At 51.5% G+C, this 19,984-nt stretch carries 19 protein-coding genes and 1 pseudogene; 11 read left to right on the plus strand and 9 right to left on the minus strand.

From position 1 onward, the window contains the following. Positions 1–19: 19 nt before the first annotated feature. Entirely contained in the window at positions 20–3,016 is a 2,997-nt protein-coding gene (locus ACIPLA_RS19665) for a Tc toxin subunit A (protein ID WP_401175214.1), read from the minus strand. Between the two features lie 213 nt (positions 3,017–3,229). Next, positions 3,230–5,149 carry a methyl-accepting chemotaxis protein gene (locus ACIPLA_RS19670; RefSeq protein ID WP_218398605.1) on the minus strand — a complete coding sequence of 640 codons (1,920 nt, stop codon included), beginning with the start codon at positions 5,147–5,149 and terminating at the stop codon, positions 3,230–3,232. A 261-nt stretch (positions 5,150–5,410) separates the two neighbouring features. Here ACIPLA_RS19670 and ACIPLA_RS19675 point away from each other — a divergent pair, with 261 nt between their 5' ends. From ACIPLA_RS19675 to ACIPLA_RS19695, 5 genes and pseudogenes are all read left to right on the plus strand, one after another. Beyond that, a complete protein-coding gene (locus ACIPLA_RS19675) occupies positions 5,411–6,082 on the plus strand; it encodes a histidine phosphatase family protein (RefSeq protein WP_192346889.1) in 672 nt (223 codons plus the stop codon). A 34-nt stretch (positions 6,083–6,116) separates the two neighbouring features. Next, a complete protein-coding gene (locus ACIPLA_RS19680) occupies positions 6,117–6,962 on the plus strand; it encodes a phosphatase PAP2 family protein (protein WP_401175218.1) in 846 nt (281 codons plus the stop codon). 90 nt (positions 6,963–7,052) lie between these two features. After that, positions 7,053–7,616 (plus strand): GNAT family N-acetyltransferase, encoded by a 564-nt coding sequence (locus ACIPLA_RS19685; protein WP_401175221.1) that lies wholly within the window; start codon positions 7,053–7,055, stop codon positions 7,614–7,616. A gap of 232 nt (positions 7,617–7,848) precedes the next feature. Continuing rightward, positions 7,849–8,097, plus strand: coding sequence for a helix-turn-helix transcriptional regulator (locus ACIPLA_RS19690; protein ID WP_032830757.1), 249 nt, complete (start codon positions 7,849–7,851; stop codon positions 8,095–8,097). After that, positions 8,097–8,342 (plus strand): annotated as a pseudogene (locus tag ACIPLA_RS19695) (HipA N-terminal domain-containing protein); the annotation flags it as partial. The gene ACIPLA_RS19690 and the pseudogene ACIPLA_RS19695, both read left to right, overlap by 1 nt. Before the next feature lie 172 nt (positions 8,343–8,514). Here the strand turns inward: ACIPLA_RS19695 and ACIPLA_RS19700 are convergent. From ACIPLA_RS19700 to ACIPLA_RS19710, 3 genes are all read right to left on the minus strand, one after another. Further along, positions 8,515–8,883 carry a DUF6124 family protein gene (locus ACIPLA_RS19700; RefSeq protein ID WP_218398608.1) on the minus strand — a complete coding sequence of 123 codons (369 nt, stop codon included), beginning with the start codon at positions 8,881–8,883 and terminating at the stop codon, positions 8,515–8,517. A gap of 362 nt (positions 8,884–9,245) precedes the next feature. After that, positions 9,246–9,503, minus strand: a complete 258-nt coding sequence (locus ACIPLA_RS19705) for a hypothetical protein (RefSeq protein ID WP_007900566.1) — start codon at positions 9,501–9,503, stop codon at positions 9,246–9,248. A 35-nt stretch (positions 9,504–9,538) separates the two neighbouring features. Further along, positions 9,539–9,913: a DUF6124 family protein gene (locus ACIPLA_RS19710; RefSeq protein WP_218398609.1), complete on the minus strand. Its 375-nt coding sequence runs from the start codon at positions 9,911–9,913 to the stop codon at positions 9,539–9,541. Between the two features lie 303 nt (positions 9,914–10,216). Between ACIPLA_RS19710 and ACIPLA_RS19715 the strand changes: the two genes are divergently transcribed. The 6 genes from ACIPLA_RS19715 (at position 10,217) to ACIPLA_RS19740 (ending at position 14,858) form a co-directional block, all read left to right on the plus strand. Beyond that, complete coding sequence (locus ACIPLA_RS19715; protein ID WP_401175226.1) at positions 10,217–10,339, plus strand: hypothetical protein; 123 nt, start codon at positions 10,217–10,219, stop codon at positions 10,337–10,339. A gap of 12 nt (positions 10,340–10,351) precedes the next feature. Next, on the plus strand, positions 10,352–10,594 hold the full coding sequence (locus ACIPLA_RS19720; RefSeq protein WP_401175229.1) for a hypothetical protein: 243 nt from the start codon (positions 10,352–10,354) through the stop codon (positions 10,592–10,594). A gap of 628 nt (positions 10,595–11,222) precedes the next feature. Continuing rightward, a complete protein-coding gene (locus ACIPLA_RS19725; RefSeq protein WP_401175232.1) occupies positions 11,223–11,813 on the plus strand; it encodes a hypothetical protein in 591 nt (196 codons plus the stop codon). 173 nt (positions 11,814–11,986) lie between these two features. Beyond that, complete coding sequence (locus ACIPLA_RS19730) at positions 11,987–12,493, plus strand: hypothetical protein (protein ID WP_401175234.1); 507 nt, start codon at positions 11,987–11,989, stop codon at positions 12,491–12,493. Then, positions 12,494–13,960 carry a DGQHR domain-containing protein gene (locus tag ACIPLA_RS19735; protein WP_401175237.1) on the plus strand — a complete coding sequence of 489 codons (1,467 nt, stop codon included), beginning with the start codon at positions 12,494–12,496 and terminating at the stop codon, positions 13,958–13,960. A 112-nt stretch (positions 13,961–14,072) separates the two neighbouring features. Further along, the gene (locus ACIPLA_RS19740; RefSeq protein WP_401175240.1) at positions 14,073–14,858 is read left to right on the plus strand and encodes a restriction endonuclease; all 786 of its coding nucleotides are present in this window, start codon (positions 14,073–14,075) and stop codon (positions 14,856–14,858) included. A 137-nt stretch (positions 14,859–14,995) separates the two neighbouring features. Here the strand turns inward: ACIPLA_RS19740 and ACIPLA_RS19745 are convergent, their stop codons facing one another. Genes ACIPLA_RS19745 through dndB form a run of 4 tightly spaced genes read right to left on the minus strand, consistent with a single transcriptional unit; the run spans position 14,996 to position 19,972 of the window. After that, positions 14,996–15,361 (minus strand): DndE family protein, encoded by a 366-nt coding sequence (locus tag ACIPLA_RS19745; RefSeq protein ID WP_401175243.1) that lies wholly within the window; start codon positions 15,359–15,361, stop codon positions 14,996–14,998. After that, positions 15,358–17,370, minus strand: coding sequence for a DNA sulfur modification protein DndD (gene dndD / locus ACIPLA_RS19750; protein WP_401175246.1), 2,013 nt, complete (start codon positions 17,368–17,370; stop codon positions 15,358–15,360). Before dndD ends, ACIPLA_RS19745 begins: the two co-directional genes overlap by 4 nt. Further along, entirely contained in the window at positions 17,367–18,893 is a 1,527-nt protein-coding gene (gene dndC / locus ACIPLA_RS19755) for a DNA phosphorothioation system sulfurtransferase DndC (RefSeq protein WP_401175249.1), read from the minus strand. The genes dndD and dndC overlap by 4 nt, the downstream gene beginning before the upstream one ends. Beyond that, a complete protein-coding gene (dndB, locus tag ACIPLA_RS19760; RefSeq protein ID WP_401175252.1) occupies positions 18,890–19,972 on the minus strand; it encodes a DNA sulfur modification protein DndB in 1,083 nt (360 codons plus the stop codon). The genes dndC and dndB overlap by 4 nt, the downstream gene beginning before the upstream one ends. Positions 19,973–19,984 lie beyond the last annotated feature (12 nt).

Below are 19,984 nucleotides of genomic sequence, written 5' to 3' on the forward strand. Positions count from 1 at the left end.
CTTGAGCATGTAGTGAGATTTAGTGACTGGCCGCCATGACGGCTTCACCGACTGTTTTCCATTGGGCGACTGGACTGTTGTTGTCGAGGGATGCTGCATTTAGCAGGGCGGTCGCGTTAAGCCCGGTAGCTTTGCAAGCGTTGTGGCAACGCATGACCCAATCGATGTCTCTCATTGTTGTGGCCTGCTTGAACATCAGCTTCGAGGTGAGCACGGTGACTTCAGCCGTGGTCCATTTCATTAATCGGGCCAGGCGGAGGTTGACGACACTTGTCTCGCGATTGAGGGAACTCACGAACTCCAGGTAACTCAGCAGGCTTTCTTCCGGCTGCTGGTAAGTATTCATGAAGTGGTTGAAGCGATCGAACAGATACAAGGTTTTGAACGACAGCTTCAGCTGTGCATCCGGTCTGTCCAGCCAGCTGGCAGTGCTCAGGAACGCTCGCAAAGCCTTGTTGCTCAACTGCAGCCGAACTGCGGCCTCGGTATGGCGCATAAGCGGATGCAGTTTGCGCGCAAGTTCGTAGGAGTTTTTTGAGTCCAGCGTTGCGGTGAGAATTTGATGGACGGAGGTTTTCGCCCACACCACTACATCACTTGCACAGTTCATGGGCAGCAAAAAGGTTTCCTGCAGAAACGCTTCGATCAGGTGCTGCTGACGATCATGGGCCAGCAGGAGAAGGTTTTTAAGTTTTTGCTTGCAGTCGGTCTTGAGCCTGAGGTCTTTGTCGGGATCCGCATCCAGCGCCAACTCAACAAAGATTTTATCCAGCGCATCTGTCAGCTTCTGCGGTACATCGTCTTTGATCGAAGGGGCGAAATTTTTTACCAGACCTTTATCATCGAGCAGGGTATCCGCCAGCTTCGCTCCCCAATCAAACTTTTCCGGCAGTGCCAATGTCGCCAATTCTTGTGCGGTTACCGCGCACTGGCGCGTATCGGCGACAAGTTTGGTGAGGTGATGCTGCAAGTCCACCAAGAGATAGTCGTCATTGGGATGCCGTTCAAGAAGACGTTGCAGCATTGGGATGTCGTAGGCGGACTCCTTGATCCAGCGGGTTATCCAGTCCAACTGCATCAGGATATCGAGAATGTGTGCAGAAGCTTCCTGAGGGGGGGCACTCAGAACGACTTCATCAATCTCGCCAGACAGGGTGTTACCGGTTGCCAGACACCTGGACATACTTTCCCCGCCCAGCAAACTTGCCAGCGTCGACAGTTCGGCAATCGATAGACCGAACATTCGTGCTATCCGGGCCTGGCGATAAATCGATGACAGCGTGGGCAAGTCACACTTGAGCGGACCCAGGTATTTCTGCGTGTTTTTGACCACTAGCAATAGCGAGTCCTCTGTCAGAGGCAGGCCCAGGCTGACGCTCAAGTGCTGGAGAATGGTATGAGAGACCGGGTCCGAATCGTTCGCCTGGAAGGCTCGACCATCGAGCTTCAGTGGCTTTTCGAACAGCCGGGCTTTATTGAACACCTTATCGAATAGGGAAATATTATCGCCGATAGCGCATGGGGATATCTGGTGTAGGAGCGCTGCAAAGTCTTCAGCTGTGATCGAGTACCGCCGGTTCAAAAAAAGATAAACACCGAGAGCTCGAATGACATAGCTGTCGAGTTGCATCTTTGCATTGACTCGCAACTGCGACTCCAATGCGCTGCATATCAGAATGTCCAGCTCGTTGAACGGAATTGCGAGCCAGCGCTGGAGGCGGATCATTCGATGCAGGCGTTCGAGTTTGTCCTCGGTCGCATTGGCGATTTCGCCGGGCTTATTTTCGTTGTCCAATGTCATGCTTTTATCATCGGCAACGACAGGGCCATTTACATAACGGGCACCATAGGGCCGGGAAAAAGGCACCTCCAAGGAGTAATGAGGGGATGTGCGAGGCGCGAATTTACCCTGTGCCAGCAATGCTTCCATTTGCTCGGCCTTAAGTTCGGTTAGCTCCAGAAAGGTCGGAATTTTTTTCAGGTCGGAAATCGACGCGCTGCCATAGATTTTTTCCCAGTAGTTGCCTTTGCGCTCGCTCTGTTCCTCGGGGGGGAGTTGTGTGTGTACCTCATGTGTCAGGGTTTTTTCGGCCCAGGCTGTCAGCAACGCTTGCTGTTTCGGACCAAGCCCGGACATCAGCATCTGAGCTTCATCAGACGCAGTCTCCAGCACCTTGCCGTACGAAGAGCTTCTGGAAGGCGTGAGAGGAAGGGAATCGCTGATGAGATAGTTCAGCTCTCCGAGCGTCGGTTTGTTCGCGCTCAGCCCCAGCAGGCACTGATGATGGAAAAACTCGTAAGGAAGGGCAAAGGGGTAATACCTATGCGCTAAAACCTCATAGGTCGACTTGCCTTTGTCATCGGTGGTCTGCAGCGCGTTCTGAATGTTTTTGTCGAGAATCGCATTGACGATTCCGAGCATCGGTTGCGCAGTGAAGGTGCTTTGCTGATCAATCGACAGATCGGCGAGATCCGGGCGGCGTTTTGCCAACGGGATTCGGTTGGTTTTTTCATCCGATATTTGCGAGGCGCTGGACTCCAGTTCCAGGGCAAACCGGTACAGCGCTCTAAGGTAGGCGACCGGTGAATCAATGGCGGCGATCGAATCATTCTTGCAGGCGTCGTCCCAGTTTTCTTTGAACAGATGGGTATAGGTAGGGCCCTGTTTCTCGACCGCACGAATGCCCAAGGGGTGCCATTGATGCTGTGCCGTTCCGTCTGATGTGCGCTGCTCCCGATAGAGGTGGCTGATCTGAGCGGCGTAACATCTTGCGTCGTTATAGAGTGACTTGGCGTCGATGCTGCCAGCGTGGGCATTGTCGTTATTGATCTCGGTAGCTAAACGGTCCTTGAAGTCGGCTTCGGTCATCCCGGTGATATCGAACACCGAGGTAAGCCGGAGCTTTTCTTTAACGAGCTTTTCAAATTCTGCTGCTTTGCCTTCGGGGGCGTAGGCCTCGATCAATGTATCGAGTAAGGATTTAGCGTTGTTCTCGGTTGAGGGGTTGTCGTCCATGCCGATGCATCTCTGAGGTGGAGAGATCGACATTACGGAGTGGCAGGCGGAAGCGCTGTCAGCTTCTTCGTTCAATGGGAGCTGGAAACTTCGCCACTTGGCAGGAGGAATGAGGCGGGAAGGTTGTAGGACTTTGAACGGAGAATAGTCGTGACATTTGCCAGTAAGCCCCAGGCCCACCAGTAATGATACTGACGGGCCTGAGGCGCGGTGTTACACCCGGAAGTGACTCACCATCATCTGCAACTGATTACCCAACCGTGCCAGCTCAACACTGGATGCAGCGGTTTCGTCGCTGGCGGCGGCGGTCTGTTCGGACACGTCGCGTACGTTGATGATGCTGCGGCTGATCTCTTCGGCCACGGCGCTTTGTTGCTCGGCAGCGGCAGCGATCTGCTGGTTCATCGACTGGATGTTGGACACCGTTCGGGTGATGTTTTCCAGTGACACGCCGGCCTTGCGGGTCAGTGCCACGCTGCTGTCGGTCAGGGCGCGGCTGTTGTTCATCACCACCGACACTTGTTGAGTGCCGTTCTGCAGGCCGGCCACCAGGCCTTCGATTTCCTCGGTGGATTTCTGCGTGCGCTGGGCCAGGCCGCGAACTTCGTCGGCCACCACGGCAAAACCACGACCGGCTTCACCGGCACGGGCCGCTTCGATGGCGGCGTTGAGGGCCAGCAGGTTGGTCTGTTCGGCCACGGCTTTGATCACGTCCATGACGCTGCCGATCTTGTCGCTTTCCTGCTGCAGCACGCTCATGGCTTCGGTGGAGCGCGCCACTTCGCTGGCCAGGCGTTCGATCTGGGCGATGGCTTCGTTGACCACTTTATCGCCTTCGCGCGCTTCTCCATCAGCGGCGGCTGCAGCCTGGGACGCTTCTTCAGCGTTGCGCGCGACTTCCTGCACCGTGGCAGTCATCTCGTGCATGGCGGTGGCCACTTGATCGGTCTCGATTTTCTGGCTGTTGACCCCGGCGCTGGTTTGCTCGGTCACGGCAGACAATTCTTCGGCAGCGCTGGCGATCTGGGTGACGCCATCGCGGATACCGCTGATCAAATCGCGCAGGGTCACGCCCATGCGTGCGATGCCTTGCTGCAGCACGCCGAGTTCGTCGCGACGGGTCACTTTGACGTCCTGGGACAGGTCGCCGCTGGCGATGCGCTCGACCACGGCCAGGGTATCGCGCAACGGGCCGGTGATCTGACGGGTGATGATTACGGCGGCGATGACCCCCACCAGCAAGGCCAGCAAGGTGCTGATCAGTTGCAGCGTGCGGGCCTGGGCGCTTTCGGCGTCGCGGCGGTCGAGCTGGATCTGATACAGCTGGTCACTCAGGGTCACGATGGTGGCACCCTGTTCGGTCATTTCCTTGCGCGCCTGCACCGCCTCGGTGTTCGCGGCTTTATACGCTTGCAAGGCACTGCGGTAGTTGCTCAGCGCGGTTTCCAGCTGGCGCAGCGCATCTTGCTGGGTCTCGGCGAAATACACGCTGAGCTGTTTCAGGCTGGCGATGGCCGTGTCCAGTTGGGCGACGGCTTTTTGCTCGGTCTCGGCGTTGGTGTTAGCCGTGTAACCACGCACTTCGTAGCGAGCCAGGATGAACGCTTCCTTGGCCGCGGTGATGGCCTGGAACTGTTCGAAGCGTTGGTCGCTCAGGGGCATTTGCTGCACGCGGGTGCTGATCGCTTCGATCAACGTGTTGGCGGTTTCAGCATTGGCGCCCATGGCGTCGCGGGCGCTGTTACCGGTGCGGTAGGCGCTGCGCATTTTGTTCAGGGATATCTGGTAGGCGCTGATGGTCGCGCTCTGCTCTTTGAGCAACTTGACGTTTTCCGGGCTCTTGAAACTCGACAGCAACGCTTGTTGCTGAGCGACGAAGCCGTCGAGGGTGGTCTGCACATTCTGGGCGGCGGTTTCGTCACCGTTGGTCAGCATGTATTGCAGGCGAACCACACGCAGCTTGGTCAGGCCGGCGTTGAGCTGAGTGATGTCGCTCATCCAGTTGCTGCGGTCAATCAACCCGCCCAGGCTCGTCCAGCCGGTCAGGGCGAGGACGCAGGTCAGTGCCAGGACCAGGCCGAATCCCAGGCCCAGTTTCAGGTTCACGCTGATATTACCGAACCAGCTATTCATCAATATTCCTCCAGGAACGTTGTGCTTCTTGATCGTCGGTTGGCTGGAAGATTGTTGTTTTAAGAGCCAGCAAGGGGGTTAGCAGGTCTGTATCGGCAGCAATCCCGGGAGCTGAAAGGTTTTTGTTGGACGGATTCTGTAACAAGATTTTTGGGCAAGTCTTAATCTTTTTTTCACATGGGTTTCACCGGCTGCCGACGCGCGCCTCTTTACCCTCGCGACATCGAATCACAATGGTGTATCCCGGCGAGGCGGCTTGATGTGGAATTAAGACTGAGTCTGTTCGGGATAAAACGCTCGATCGATCTGAGCCGTTTGGCCCGTTATCGAAACGCTGCAGTCGTGCTGGCATCTGCCTTGTTGGTTATTCCGCTGACCGTGTGGCTGTTGCGACCCGCCGCCGTCCCAGACCTGGCCCATGGCAATGTGGCGGGTGCCCGGGCGTTGGCGACCGGGTGGGCCAAAGGCGACATGATCGTGCTGGTGCGCCACGTCGAGCGTTGTGATCACTCCACGGCCGCCTGCCTGATCGGCAACGATGGCATCACCGATCGCTCCCGCAGCGTGGCGGTGAGTGTCGGCGCGCAGTTCGAGCATCTGGGGCTGGATCGGGCTGACATCTACAACAGCCCGGTGATGCGCACGGCGCAAACCGCCGGTTACATGTTCAACAAGGTCGGCGTCGGCGAAGACTGGTTGGTCCACTGCAGAGACAACATGCTGCGCGATGCCTTGGCGCACAAGGTAGCCGGACGCAACCTGATTCTGGTGACCCACAGCGAATGCATGGCGCAACTCGAAAAAGATCTCAAGTTATCGACCGAGACCTTGGGTTATGGCGCTTCTCTGTTTATCTCCGCCAAAAAGTCTCAGCCGCCGCGCATGCTCGGTTTCATCGAAGCCTCCGACTGGCATTCGGTGACCACTGAATGAGCCTCACCATCATCCCTCTGGATCAGGACGTACGATGCTGACTGCTTCCCGTTACCGCTTTTACTGGGTGAACTTCGGTATTCCGCTGGCCTGCGCGGTCGTGGTGTTCCTGTTGTTTGACATGACCAAGATAGACATCGCCTTCAGCGATCTTTTCTATGATCCGGCCACACGGTTGTTTCCGTTACAGCATGTCCATCTGTTCGAAAAAATCACTCATAAATGGGCGCGGATCATCCCGAACTGGACTGGTGAGGTCGCGATGATTGGCGCTTTGCTGTCGTTTCTCTGGCCGCGACTGAAGGCTGAAAAACATTCGAAGATCATCACACTCCTGGAAAAAATCAAAGTCGCGCCGATACTTCGGTTCGCCAGTAAACACCGTCGGGACTTCCTCTATGTGGTGTTCGCGTTTTCCATCAGCACTGGCGTTATCCACTACCTCAAAGGCCACACCAGTGTGTATTGCCCGGTCGAAACGACCCAGTACGCCGGCAAAATCGAACACAAGGAGTGGTATCAGAATTTCGACCTGCTGAAAGTCGCAGGCGACGGTCGCTGCTGGCCAGGCGGGCATGCATCAGGCGGCTTCACGATGCTCGCGCTGTACTTTGTGGCTCGCCGCTACCGCTGGCGATATTCCAAAGCGGTGATGCACGGCTCGCTGCTGCTCGGTTTCGTTTACGGCACGACGCGGGTTCTACAGGGTTGGCACTACATGTCCCACACCTTCTGGGCCGGAATCTTTGTATGGCTGGCATGTTTGCTGACGGCGTTGGCGTTCTATGGGCGGGCGCGGTTGGAGCTGCCGGTGCGACAGCAGGCTGAGCGACCTGTCGTTGAACCGTTTACGAGTTCACCCGCCAACGCGGAGATTTAGGCCGGGAGGTCGTTGAACGCCTGAGTAGCAGTGTCCTTCCTGGCACTGCTACTGTTTGACGCTACGGAGTTTGAATTCAAGGAAGATGCAATGGAGCTTTCGCTGACGGTGGGCACTCATACATTGAGATTGAGTGCCCCCGACCCCCAATGGTGTAAAGCGTTGCAGCATGCGCTTAACGCCAGTTTTACCACCCATTCCGAATTTCTGCCCTGGGCCAAACCCTACACCACCGAGAACGAGGCCCGATCGTTCCTCGCACGGGCAGTCGATGAATTCAAAAGCGAAACAGGTGAGCGGCGGCTGTTTATCGTCGACGATGCGGCGCACACGATCATCGGCTGCATTGGTTTGAAGCCCCGGCACCGCAACCGCTACGTCGTCGGCTACTGGGCCAATACCGAGTATTCGGGCAAAGGTTATATGCGCACAGCGCTCGAAGAATTGATCAAAAGCCTGCCCGGTTTCACGTTTTACCTGACCATAGACGTGGCCAACGTGGCGAGCCAACGGCTGGCTGAAGCGACCGGTTTTGGCTTGATCAGGAAGTGTTATCAGGCGCGGTGTTCGCAGCAGCATGGGGAGCAGGAATATTTGTATCGATTGAAATGCCTGCAGGAACTGCCGAAGGTTTCCCCTGCGCGGGCTATTTGAACTGACCGCCAACAAAACCGCAGACAAAAAAAAGCCCGCGGGAGCGCGGGCAAACCGTAGTTTCTTGAATGAGCGAGGGCAATGTACAGGTTGGGGAGAGGTGATGGGGTGAAGAAAAATTCATGTGGATGGAAGGCCTTTGGCGTGGCCTCTGAGTGAACGAGATACCGGGGGAGTCGCAATAATGTTATGCATACGGTACATTTAAATATAAATGTCACGGTAAATGAACATGGATTATTCTCTGTTGATCTCCCGCTTAGGTAAGCAAATACGCGAAAAGCGTATGAATCGTGGCCTGACGCAAGCAAATCTCGCCGAACTCGCCGGGCTGACTCGGCAGAAAGTCATCGCAGTAGAGAAGGGCACTCTTTCTGTGAGCATGAGTGCTTATGCGCGGGTGTTAGGTGCTCTGGATTGCGAATTTGCTGTCATTCCGGCAGCCATGCCGACCCTGGAAGAACTTGGTGAGCTGTTTTAATGAAAATGACCTCGCTCAGAGTCAGTACCCCCGAAGGGAGCAGCGGCCGAATCCTCACCAGCGCGGAGGATTTCATTTTCCGCTACGACGAAGATGCGTTACCCAACATGGCAATCAGCTTGACGATGCCCGTTCGCCCCGACGAGTTTCGTCGACGAGACCTGCACCCTATCTTCCAGATGAACCTGCCGGAAGGCTATGTGCTGGAGCAGCTACGTAATCGCCTGGCTAAAACTGTAAGCGTGCGCCATTTGCACTGAGTTTTGGGTAGCAACAAAGACTGCCGGCATAGCGCATTCAGGACTTAGGCTTCTAGATGTAGCAACGACGGCATCAGCAAAAATGGGCGACCTCAATGAGGCCGCCCATTTTGCTTTTCTACGCCGAAATCTGCGTTTGTAGTCGTCGCTCGATCACTCAGTGAACAACGGGAGGCTTGCCCGCCGGCACCGAAGCGTTCGGATCGAGGTTATCCCGCGCTCGGTTGACCAGAAGCTCGGTCAGCATCGTCAATTGCTGAAGCGCCAGCGCCACATTGCGCTGAGGCCCATCGAGTTTGTTGGCAAAGTCCAGAGTCATGACGTTGAGGGACGCCAGGGTTTCGCTGGCATGAGAGAGCAGGGTGAGCGTGTCGACGTCGGGGCGGACGCTGAAGATGTTCCTGTTCAGGTTGCGCCGGCGGGCGTTGACGGCGCGCTCGGTGGCTTGGGGGCGTTGGGTTGGGTCGAGGGTTTCAGGCTTTGAAGTGGCCGTATTTTCAACTAAATGCAGGGTGATTTTTTTCATAAGGGCGTTCCATGAGGTTAGGGATCCTTACGCTATTTCGGGCTTGTCAAACCGTCCGCAGGGTTTACAGCGAAGCGTGAAGACTATCTGCCGGAAACGTTGTTCGCTAGTTCATGGAAGTCGCTACGGGTTGCGGGAAATTTCCCAGGATGACGTGGTTCTAATCTGTCAGAGAAATCCTTTTTTTATACAAGGGCGAAAGCGTGGCAGCTATGCGTCCGTTGAGTCGACAGTAAGTTACAGATTATGAAACCTACTGTTGAGTCATCTAATGCCGCTCAATCCCAAAAAAGCACCTGCGATATGCTCGTCAGGTGCCTTTTTGTGTTGGGGTAGCGGTAACGACTTCTATGCTGGGTTCGTTACAACGCCGAAACCTGCATCTGTAACCTTCGCCCAACCACATCCAGCAAATCGCAGCCATCACGCAGCGAAGTCACCAACACCCGCGCCAGCTCACTGTGAACGCCTTCGTTCACAGCGAAACTCTCCAGCAATTGAGTCGCCGTGCGGATGCGGTAGGCCGCCGTTTCATGCAGCACATCCAGCGGTGCTTCGGTGTCGATCAGCAGCGACGCAATGGTGCAGTCGATGCCGGTGACCGGCATGTATCGATCCATGACAAAACCTCCATTCGATCAACGAGCGTGATCACTCAGTGGCAGACGGGCGTGACCGCCGGCATAGGTGAATCGAGGTTATCCAGCGCTCGGTTGATCAACATCTCGGCCAGCACGGCCAGTTGCTGAATCGCCAATGCCACATTGCGATGCGAGCCTTCGAGCTGGTCGGCCAGATCGGTGGTCATGACATTCATGGAGGCCAGGGTTTCGCTGGCGTGAGCGAGCAGGGTGGGTGTGTCGACGTCGGGGAGGATGGTGAAAACATGGCTCACCGGATCGGGCTGTTTCGGGTCGCGCAAGCGGGCGCTGACGGCGCGTTGGGTGGCTTTGGAGAGTTGGGTCAGGTCGAGGGTTTCCGACTCTGGAGTGACTGGGTTTCCACGTGGCTTTGGTTTGGTCTTTTTCATGGGGGAGCTCCGGAAATTTAGGGATCCCTACGCTTTTCGGCCTGTCAAAACCGTTCGCCGGGTTGCAGCGAAGATGGAAGGTTATCTTTACGGGGCGTTACTCGCCAGTTCATGGAGTTCGCCACAGCTTGAGGGAAATTTCCTAGGACGTGGTTAGTTTGCCTCCAGCAATAGCTGCAAGCCTGCCGCCACTGCCTTCGCTGCCGCCGCCACTGCCTTCGCTGCCGCCGCCACTGCCTTCGCTGCCGCCGCCACTGCCGCGTCCTCCTCTTACGTGGGTATTCTGTAGGGGCCGGTGTGCGCATGTATGCCAATGAAATCCTGCCTACCTACCATGCTGGCGACGTACTGGTCAGCATCGAGGCGCAGGTCAACGGCGGTATCGGCCCGCAACGCACCCTCTCGACACTGATCATCAAGACCTGACTGGAGACGCACATGTCCGAAATTACCCAACTGGTCATTGCACTGGTGCTGTCCTTTCTGTTCGACCGGTTTCTCAAGCCGTATCTGCTACGCAAGTGGTTAGGGGTGGTGCTGGTGGCGGCTGGTGCGGTCGGCTGCGTTGCTGCAAGCCAGATCCGCTTGTTGGGATTTGATCTGGGGTTGCTGTCGATCTTTGCCGTGGCGCTGGGGGTCGGATTGTTCCTGAAGCGGCGGCGGTTCGAGCAGATTGGCTGAAGGGATGTAGGGATTTATGGCTACTAGGGAAGGTTTCGGGCAGCGCTGCGTATCCGTGTTGATGATGCGGTCAGCTGGGATCAGGTTGCCGTCGTCCGGCGCAGGGGGGATGCGGGTAGCTGACAATTTTCCAAACCCAGATGCAACAAAGCCCGCACTTGGCGGGCTTTGTCGTTTTCGGATTGGTGGGCCGGGGTAATCTGAACGGAACCTTTAACTAATTGATTTTTATAAAATATTAGCGATTTAATTTTTTACAGGAATACCGTTTGGAATACCCCACGAAGTTGGATCGCACTGACCGTAGCTTGTATCAGATCTGGCAATCTTGCTACGCATCCATAATGAGCGGATGTCCTCTTACTGTTGCTGAAAAGAGCAGCATCGACCCTGGCGCTGTGTAGTATTTTTTGGTCTCTACGACCTCCGGAAGTGGGACTGAAATTCGCGTCCCTGCCCCAAGTCAGCTCTGCTATCAGCCGATTAGCCGGACCTTCCGGATTACACAAAGGCGTGCGCGCATCAATTTTTGACTTGGGTTTCCATCCGAGGCTGCATTGAAAGCCAACCGGCGTTACCATGATGTCAGAATGTCATTGTTCTCAACGAGCATAGTCAGGTACGACGGTTGACGACTCATAGCCAATACACGTGTGCAATTGGAAACAGTCTGTGTATTCATTTCCCAGCTCTGTTTCATGAGCTAACGCCCAAGCACCGCTTATTTGACCACGTCAGTGGTTTTTCGCATTTGTTCGCTGAGGCACTCAATATGGTGCGGAGTCGTACCATTGAATGGGGGCTTGAGCGGGTAGGCTTCGATCTACAGCAATCGCATCGGATTATGCGTCGTCTCGATGGGCTGAGTTTGGTGGAAGGTTGCAATCTGATCAGTTGCGCGAAACTGTTTCTTAAGGCTAAGCGACTACTTTATGGGCAGACAAATTGCCTTTGGCTCGGCGGTAACTATAAGCGGCAATTATTTTGCGTTGTGCAGGTTGTTGAGCTAGATGACGAGGCTAAGGTTGTATTCCTACCATGGCATCTTGGCGAAGGAAAAACTGTCATTGCCCGAGCATTGATTATGGGGAGGATTGTGACCGGCGGAAAAATCGTATCTGGGTGTAGTCAGCCCGCTCTTCGCAAATCGCTGACTACCGTAATTTCCCGAGCGAAGCTTCACCTGCTCTACGGTTATCGCGATTTTTTCGTTGGTTGAACTCAAAAAAGATCGGAGAAAATATGTTGCCAACATGCGATGTGCCTCTGTCTCTTAGGAATCGAAGAAACTGTGAAGGAATTAGGTGTGTGATATGTGTACGGCTTTAAGTGGTCTGATAGGTTGCTAGACGTCGAGTTGTTTATTGTAATTTGGAGCTGGCAGGTAAATCCATGGATACCATGATTCAGTTTGGGAAGGTTTCAAAAGAGTTTTTGCTTACATTGTTTTTTTCTCTGTTTCCGATATTGTGCGGTTCGTCGTTATCGGCTATGTGGACGACTGTCGATATTAAAACCGCGCTCTCCGCAAACTTTAGTTCTGGTGAGGTTTTTATTTATACCTCCGCATTTTTGACGCCCTATATACTAACTAGATTGAAAGAGAGAGGGCCGAACATACTAAGAGAATTTTGCTTTTATTTGTTTCTTTATGCGCTTGGTGTTGGTGCTTTTCTTTTTATCTCCGTTCGACTTGAGAGCATGCTGGCTATTAGTATGAGTGTTGATAAAGAGCTTGTTATGTATATTGGGTATACTATTGTGGTTGCAACTTTGGCTCTGTGGTACTACAGTATTTGGCCTAATTATAACAACTTTGATCCTGTGAAGTCGCAGGCTGATGAGGCTCGTAGTCTTGATGTCAAAATGAGTAAGCTGATTGATAAAGGGACTAAATGAATGAACTCGATTAAGGGAAGTTTTTTACGCGTCTCTCAGCCTATTGGTGATTTTTATTGTAGTGTAATGAGAGCTAGGGATCTTTATGAAATATCATACTCCGATGTCAGGCGTTTAGAAGACGAACAGGGTGGAGACGGCTTAGACACATATCTAGGTATTCAGCGAGAGCTAAATCCAAGTCGTGTTAAAAGGATTCGTGAGTACGTTGCTGCTGTGGATGCTACTTTTCCAAATTCGATAATTGTCGCTGTTGATGAGCGCTACGTTACTCTGGAAGATAATGTGTTATGGATTAAGTATCCTGACGATCAAAAGGGTAAAATAGCAAAAATTTTAGATGGCCAGCATCGTCTCGCTGGTTTTGAAGGGACTGATTTCTGCTATAGCTCGCCAAATGGCGAGAGAGTAGACTTTGAGCTGTTGGTAACTATTTTCGTAGAAGCGGATCTTCACACGCAGGCTCAAGTTTTTACGATGGTTAATCAAAATCAGACGAAAGTTAATCGTAGTCTTGTTTATGATCTTGAGTCACTAGCCTTGGCTAGGAGTCCAACAAAATCAGCGCATCAGATAGCCTCGCTGCTCAACTCAAAAATAGGCTCTCCATTTTACCAACGTATTAAAAGACTTGGTTTAAAAACCCCAGGTGTGGCTACCGAGTTGCTCACCCAGGCGGCATTTGTAGAAAATCTAGTAAAATTAATATCAAAAAGACCTAGTTTAGATCGCGACATTTTGTTGGGTAGAAAGAAAAACTTTTTTGGTATGAAAGATAAAACGTTATCGAATATGGACAGACTTGACTTCAAGCGGTTGCCATTTCGTAAAAGTTTTTCTGAAGGAAATGATTCTGTTGTAGCTGCAAATGTGTATAACTTTTTTTCAGCTGTAGCAGAATGTTGGCCGGATAGTTGGAGGTTTGACAATAAATCTTCTGCGCTAAATAAAACCGTAGGGTTGATAGCTTTGATGAGGCTCCTGAGAGACGCATATAATGATGCGGTCGCTCAAGGTCAGGTTGATTATGGTGATGTGGTAGAAGAACATGACTTTCTCAAGTTTCTGCGTGGTTCCGGAATAAAGGATAATTTCTTTTCTGAGTTGGATGCAGTATCTAAAACAGCCGGAGTAATTTACAAGGCAATAAAAAATAAGTCGTCAGCACCGAAGGCTAAATTTTTTCATGTGGTGTTAACAGACCGTTCTGGTCAGTCTAAAAAAATGGTGGTGCCTGCAAGAAGCAAGCAAGTTATTGAGGCGTATTTAGTCGAAAGTGAATTCGATTTTGTTGTTGGTGAAAGCTTTTTTGCTGATCTAAGTGAGATCACGTTTGAGTCAGATCTACCAGTATTTCACTTCGATTTTTTTGGTGAAAAAGTGGTCTTTGAAAAAGAGGATTTTGGCTATAGCTATTTGTCATTTATGTATCATTCAACTATTGTTAATGCCATGGCTGATGATTGATTGTTATGAGTGTAGAGTGCTCCGATTATAGCTCTATTGTTAAATAGTAAAGGGTTTGTGAATGACAATAACAGAAGCTATTCGGTTTGTGATGAGTAAGCAAAGAAACCCTATGACTGCCGATGATGCTTATTATGCAATTATTGAGGCTGGGTTATATACTTTTCATGCGGACAATCCTCGGCATGTTGTACGTAGCCAAATTCGACGTCATTGTGAAGGGATTGTTTTTCCAAGTTCCTCACCAAAAAAATACTTTTCTCTTGTAGGCGAAAATCGCTACATACCGATCACTAAAGATAATTCAACCGAAATTCAGATTGGTGTTAGTAGTTCGGTGGAAGTTGACTCGGTTCAAGATACGCTTGCTTCGAGACTTTACGAGCTCCAAACGTTGAATGAGAAATACATAGTTGAGTTTAAAAGAAAAATACTTAATGATCTCAAAAGGATGTCACCTTCTGGATTTGAATTGTTCGCAAAAAAATTAATGGATGTTTATGGGTTTCACGATACGGCTGTGACAAAGGTTTCAAGCGATGGTGGAATTGATGGGTACGGAAAGCTAAAAGTTGGACTGGCGAATTTGAATGTAGCGTTCCAATGCAAGCGTTGGACTAAGGGTAATATACAACGTCCGGAGATTGATAGATTTCGTGGCGCAGCACAAGGAGATTTTGAGCAAGGGCTTTTTTTCACTACTGCATCATTTTCCGCGGGTGCCATTTTTGCGTCGATTAAACGTGGGGCTGTGCCGATTATTCTCGTCGATGGAGAGTCGATTGTTGAACTAATGATAGACAAAGGGTTTGGAGTTCAAGTGGATACGATATCGATTCCTTCGTATGCACTCGATCTTGCCTTAGGAGAGGATGAGGGTGGTGCTAACTTAAAGTGAGAGTAGAGCGTGGAAAATCTTAGCTTTAACCTGATCCGGCGCCATCACGCTTATAAGTTGGAGTTGGATTTTTAGCTGTATGAAGAAGTAGCCTTACGTGGGATTGATGAAGCCCATCTCGAAAGATGGACTCTATGTCAATCGTTTATTATCAATAGCGCGACATCTTTGAGAGACCGTACATGTCCCATTTTATGCAAGCCTACTTCAACGAGAGAAGCTACATGCCTGACTGGATCCCAGTCTAAATTACTTTGATGTGTAAACTGTCGAAGCAAGGCCTCGTAAATATCCAAGTGCTCGCCAAATAGGGTGGGGGCATTGAACTCCTGTCCTTCTAAATCCGATACGCTGGCATTGCCTAGGCCATTTTCATCGGCCAGTGCAAGGGCGATTGCGTACCTGCTTAAGATGTTAGGCGTTAGACCAGTCTTGGATTTCAGATATTTTAGTTTCGCGGTCGACGAACTGGATATCTTAAATTTATGCGGAAATGTATTCATGCGTTATTAACCCACCGCCAGAAATATCCTTCCTCGGCTTGAGTGGATCGAGTTTCTGGGTTGTATACCAGGTGATAGGAGTGAGAAATACTTCCCTGAAGTCCTTCATAAAAAGCGTAATCAATTTCTGTATCTGTCGAGAGAATAATTACTTGATGGCTGGTTTTAGGGAAATAATTCTCCACGAGTTTTTTACGATGAACAGAATCGAGGCGACCAAGCGGCGTGTCGATTACTACTGGCAGGCTTCGTCCCGACGTTCGTGCTAACGCCTCTAGGATAGAGATTGCGAAAATCTGCTTTTCACCTGCTGAGAGTTCATCCTTACGTAACGTCACACCTTCATCGTCAATAAGAACGACCTCGAAGGAGCTCGGATCAATTTGTATGCAGAGATTCCGATCCGCTTTGCGAGCGAGACCGTTAAATGATGTGAAAAACTGCGACTCAAGCTCCTTGAGCTTTTCAATTCGAGCGCGTGCAGAGAACTCTCTTAAAACTTCTCTGGCATTTTGCGCAAGACCGGTTAGACGCTCTGCTTCTTGGGACTCTGCAATTTCTGTATATAGCTCATCTAATTGACGTGCTGCAGTGGACAATTGATTGAGAAGCATCTTTGCTTCTTCAACTATCAAAGATTTTTGTTCTTCTAGAACTGACAAGCGCCCTTGTAGTTGCCCTTGTTCGTTAAACAGTGGCATCAGCACTTTTTCTTCTGGAGCTCTGGCAATATTTTCTTTAGCAGATTCGATTCCGTTATCAGTGTCCTGAAGCTTTGCCACTAGACCAGCAGCTCGTTGTTGGAGCGCTCCCACATCATTCATCAGGCGGTGAGTGATGCTGGATCGCTGGGTGTCCGAGAGTTCATGTACCGGCGATAGGCTTCGATCGCTATTACTGAGCTCTGAACCGAATGTCCTAAGGAAAATATCTTGAAGGGCAGGTCGCTGCTCCTTGCCGATTTTTAGCGTCGATTCGAGTTCTGTCAGGAAATTGTTTTTCTGACGCTCCAGATATTCAGAAAGAACCTGAGCTTTTTCGGCACGCTGCTCAGAGTCTAGTTGATCGAGGAGTTTTTCGTTCAATTTCCGGGTAATTGCAAACGGCAGTAAGCCACTCAGCATCTCATGCAAAGTATGCTCTATGGCCTTTTTCTCACTAGCCAGTGAGTCAAGACTAGCCGTTTCTTCCTCTCTTGTAGCGCTCCAGGCACCGCCGCGCGCATTAATACTTGCCTCAATATTGGCCAGGTTTTTGTTAGCTTCGACGGTATTGACACGCATATGGACAAGTTTTTCGCGTGTATCAGAGAGCTGCCTCTTTAGATCCTCGTAAGTTCGTTCTGCTTCAGCTATTTTTTGCTTGCGATCTTCAGATGCTTTTTTTACTGAGCGGCCTCTGATGATCACGGATAGGTCAGAATGCAGCCTATCGATGAGGTCCAAGCCTAAAAGTTTGTTGATCGACTCTCGCAGAGCGTCCCCGGATGTTTCTTCAGCGAGGCTTGCGATTTTTTCGCCGTCAAAGAAGAACAGCTCGGATACACCAATCGGGATCAACTCGTTAAGAAAAGCTTGTGCCTGATCATATGAAAGCTCGGTCAGGTGTTGGCCGTCTCTAGAAATTATAAGGCCTTCTTTGATCTTGCCGCTATGATCAACAAACCAATCCCGTGTCAATTGATAGCTCGAGATGATTCCATACTGCGCATAGCGGAAGGTAAGTTCGACAGCCGCCCGTGTAGGTTTGGCAATGCTGTTGTGTGCTCTATGGATGCAGTCACGAAGATATTGGTGATATTCGACAACTGTTGCGCCAGAGCCAAGTACGCCTTTGCCATACAAGGCAAGTTTTAGCGCGCTAAGAATGGTTGTCTTACCGCCGCCATTTAAACCACCGAACAAAACGATAGGCGCGTTTTTGCCTCTTTTGATCTTAGGAACCAGATCAAAGTCGTGGGCTCCGCTAAAAACTCGGAAATCTAGTACTGAAAGGGAATCTATAATCATTGCAACAAGCCATCTAGTTCGGCTTTCAGAGATTCGAAAGCGGTCTTATACGTATCGTTAACCGTAGGTACGGCGCGACGTTCCAGCGCTTCATCCAGTCCCCCCCAGTCTTGCTCCAGGATTTTTTGCAGCTCCTCCAGAATTCCTTTCCGACGTGAGAGGCCTGAGAATGATAATTCGGTATCGATCAGCTTCATGATTAGGACCGCCGGCACTCCGTGCTCCTGTTCCAATGCGTTGAGGATGGCCGCATCGGGCTCAGTGAAGGCGCCGGCGTCATTCTTGATCCACTCAACCGTATCCGCTGGATAGACCTCGGCGTAAATTTTAGGGAGTGAATCAATCCAGTCCGGCTCATTCGGGTCTTTTAGCCATTGCTGGCGAATCACTTGCAGCTCATCACGGCCGATCAGTTCGATATCACGATCCGTCTCACGAATACCTTTCTCAATTTCCAGAAGCAGCTTCAGCCACTCTTTGCGATATTTCATCCAATACGGGCCAGGCACGTGTTTGGTTGCAGCATTCGTGTCGTCGTCTATAGCCCCTCTCGCGAAGGTCACTTTCCCGGTACGACGTTTGTAGTTACGGTATTCAGTTTTGTTTTCGGGGAGTGAGCTGGCATGCAGCTGGTTGCGGAACTGCAGCAGCGGCAGCATCCAATCCTCGCCGCTGTTTACGAGACCCTCGATCGCTTTGTCATGAGTCACCACGGTGCACGTCCAGCAGCCGAAGCGTGAGTTGCCACAGGATGGTGTATTGGTGTCGATTACCAGTGGGCACTCGCCAGCGTTGGAGTCTTTGTACAGCTCAAACAACACTCGATTGGAACCCCCCCAAGGCCTGGCAGCACTCATGAGATATTCCCAGACATCGTCAGCATGCCATAGCTCAATGGGCATATAGGTATAGGCATTTGGCAGGGTGGTATGCCGACCCAAAGCAGATCCATCGATTTTGTGGCGCGTGATCACTTGCGCACGCGTGTTGCTTTCTTCACGTCTCGAGCCGAGCACCACCACGACTTCGCCGAAACGGGCTACCTTGTCTTTGATAAACTCGCTAACTGGATCGATTTTCATCCGCTCTGTGCACCAGCGAAACGCCTTGGTCGGCGCCGGGTAGCCCTTACCTAGGAGGTTGGCCCAGAACGTTTCTCCAACTTTAGGGGTGACAGAATGGGCTGTCATCGGAATCTGATCTTCAACGGCTTGAGCGTTCACCGAATCAAGTACTTGGTGGATCATGTCGACTACTACGGGGGTTTCCACTCGAGTGTCGGAGGAGACGACGTAAACGTGCTTGTGGCGTTCCTCAGGCGGTAACATCTTCAGCGCATAGTAGGTGAGCGAAAGGATGACAGTAGAGTCCTTGCCGCCGCTGAAACCCACTACCCATGGGCGATTATCGGCCTTGTAGATGCTTTGAAGCTCACGGACAGAATCCGCTAGCGGTCTTCCAGAAATGATCGCTTCTTGAACGAAATCATCGTGCGATGGATAGAGGAATTGATCATTACTCATTGTTGAGGAAACCTGTTTTCTAACTCGCGTTCAACTGTGGATAGCGGGACGCCAAGTTTTTTCTTGATAAGACTTGCTGTGAGCGCCACGTTCGTTGTGGCTTTAGAGATCCGGCCATGAACCATGGCGCGACCTTCCCATTCCGGGTTTGCTCGAGACCAATCGATGTTCCGGAGCTGGCTGATGGTATTTTTCCATTCAGACTCCTTACGGATAATGAGTTCAGCTCCGACGAGTCCCATTGCTTGCAGCATCACGCCGTGGGCGTGAATGTAATTGTCCCGTAATTCGGACGTCGACAGCTCTTTGTTTTTTGCTCTGATCCAATCAGGCATCTGCAAGGAGACTTCCTCCCAGAATACTTTCGCTAGCTCCCGCTCATTCTGCGCAATGAAGTCGCCTTTCCCTTTTCTCAGCAAGACGCGAGACGCGTTTTTTATTGCGCTGAGGGTGAATAGCTTAGAGCTACGAGGTGAGAGGCTAGACTTCTCCACTTCCGTCATCCTAGAGAAAATTTCGACGTTTTTGGCTAAGTACCTAGCCAGATCGGAAATCTGATCTCTATGATCGTAAAGCGTACTGATGGAGCTGCTCGGCCGTACGGCATGCTTGTTGAGGTCAGCAAACATTTGCTGGCTACGGTTGAGGCCCTCATCAATGAAGAAGAGCACGGGGATGTTGTCGTAGCCCAATTCTGGGTTTTCACGAATTGCTTGCTCAATGGCTGCGCGCCGGTGCTGACCGTCATTGATCAGTATCTGGGCCTCCATCGGTATGGTCAGTGTCCCGATACTCTGTTCAAGGCCGGTATCGGAAGCGGGGTTGAATTGGACCACCCCATCAACTGATGCGGTGATTGCCGAAAGGGTGTAGTCGTCGCGATTGTCAAGCAAATATGCGGAAATTTCAGGAACCCTGGCTAGGTTCAAGGTGCGCTGTGCGCGCAAATCCGCAGGCACGTTCTCCTCATTGAAAATGAAGATCTTCGGCACGAGACGCATTGGGCACATCGCTATGTAGCAAGGTCTGCCGGACTGGATGCCTCTGACGCATGGAAAGGAGTGGACGTAGGTACTCATGTGACTGCACGT

The sequence above is a fragment of the Pseudomonas sp. NPDC086112 genome (assembly GCF_044746425.1).
In the GTDB taxonomy this organism is placed as follows: domain Bacteria; phylum Pseudomonadota; class Gammaproteobacteria; order Pseudomonadales; family Pseudomonadaceae; genus Aquipseudomonas.

Bases quoted from the DNA above. Each gene is read 5' to 3' on its own strand.
- ACIPLA_RS19745 (WP_401175243.1), bottom strand. From the start codon at position 15,361: ATGAATACATTTCCGCATAAATTTAAGATATCCAGTTCGTCGACCGCG.
- ACIPLA_RS19690 (WP_032830757.1), top strand. From the start codon at position 7,849: ATGGATTATTCTCTGTTGATCTCCCGCTTAGGTAAGCAAATACGCGAA.
- ACIPLA_RS19685 (WP_401175221.1), top strand. From the start codon at position 7,053: ATGGAGCTTTCGCTGACGGTGGGCACTCATACATTGAGATTGAGTGCC.
- ACIPLA_RS19730 (WP_401175234.1), top strand. From the start codon at position 11,987: ATGGATACCATGATTCAGTTTGGGAAGGTTTCAAAAGAGTTTTTGCTT.
- dndD (WP_401175246.1), bottom strand. From the start codon at position 17,370: ATGATTATAGATTCCCTTTCAGTACTAGATTTCCGAGTTTTTAGCGGA.
- ACIPLA_RS19740 (WP_401175240.1), top strand. From the start codon at position 14,073: ATGACTGCCGATGATGCTTATTATGCAATTATTGAGGCTGGGTTATAT.
- ACIPLA_RS19710 (WP_218398609.1), bottom strand. From the start codon at position 9,913: ATGAAAAAGACCAAACCAAAGCCACGTGGAAACCCAGTCACTCCAGAG.
- ACIPLA_RS19670 (WP_218398605.1), bottom strand. From the start codon at position 5,149: ATGAATAGCTGGTTCGGTAATATCAGCGTGAACCTGAAACTGGGCCTG.
- ACIPLA_RS19720 (WP_401175229.1), top strand. From the start codon at position 10,352: ATGTCCGAAATTACCCAACTGGTCATTGCACTGGTGCTGTCCTTTCTG.
- ACIPLA_RS19665 (WP_401175214.1), bottom strand. From the start codon at position 3,016: ATGGACGACAACCCCTCAACCGAGAACAACGCTAAATCCTTACTCGAT.
- ACIPLA_RS19705 (WP_007900566.1), bottom strand. From the start codon at position 9,503: ATGGATCGATACATGCCGGTCACCGGCATCGACTGCACCATTGCGTCG.
- dndC (WP_401175249.1), bottom strand. From the start codon at position 18,893: ATGAGTAATGATCAATTCCTCTATCCATCGCACGATGATTTCGTTCAA.
- ACIPLA_RS19735 (WP_401175237.1), top strand. From the start codon at position 12,494: ATGAACTCGATTAAGGGAAGTTTTTTACGCGTCTCTCAGCCTATTGGT.
- ACIPLA_RS19700 (WP_218398608.1), bottom strand. From the start codon at position 8,883: ATGAAAAAAATCACCCTGCATTTAGTTGAAAATACGGCCACTTCAAAG.
- ACIPLA_RS19680 (WP_401175218.1), top strand. From the start codon at position 6,117: ATGCTGACTGCTTCCCGTTACCGCTTTTACTGGGTGAACTTCGGTATT.
- dndB (WP_401175252.1), bottom strand. From the start codon at position 19,972: ATGAGTACCTACGTCCACTCCTTTCCATGCGTCAGAGGCATCCAGTCC.
- ACIPLA_RS19715 (WP_401175226.1), top strand. From the start codon at position 10,217: ATGTATGCCAATGAAATCCTGCCTACCTACCATGCTGGCGACGTACTG.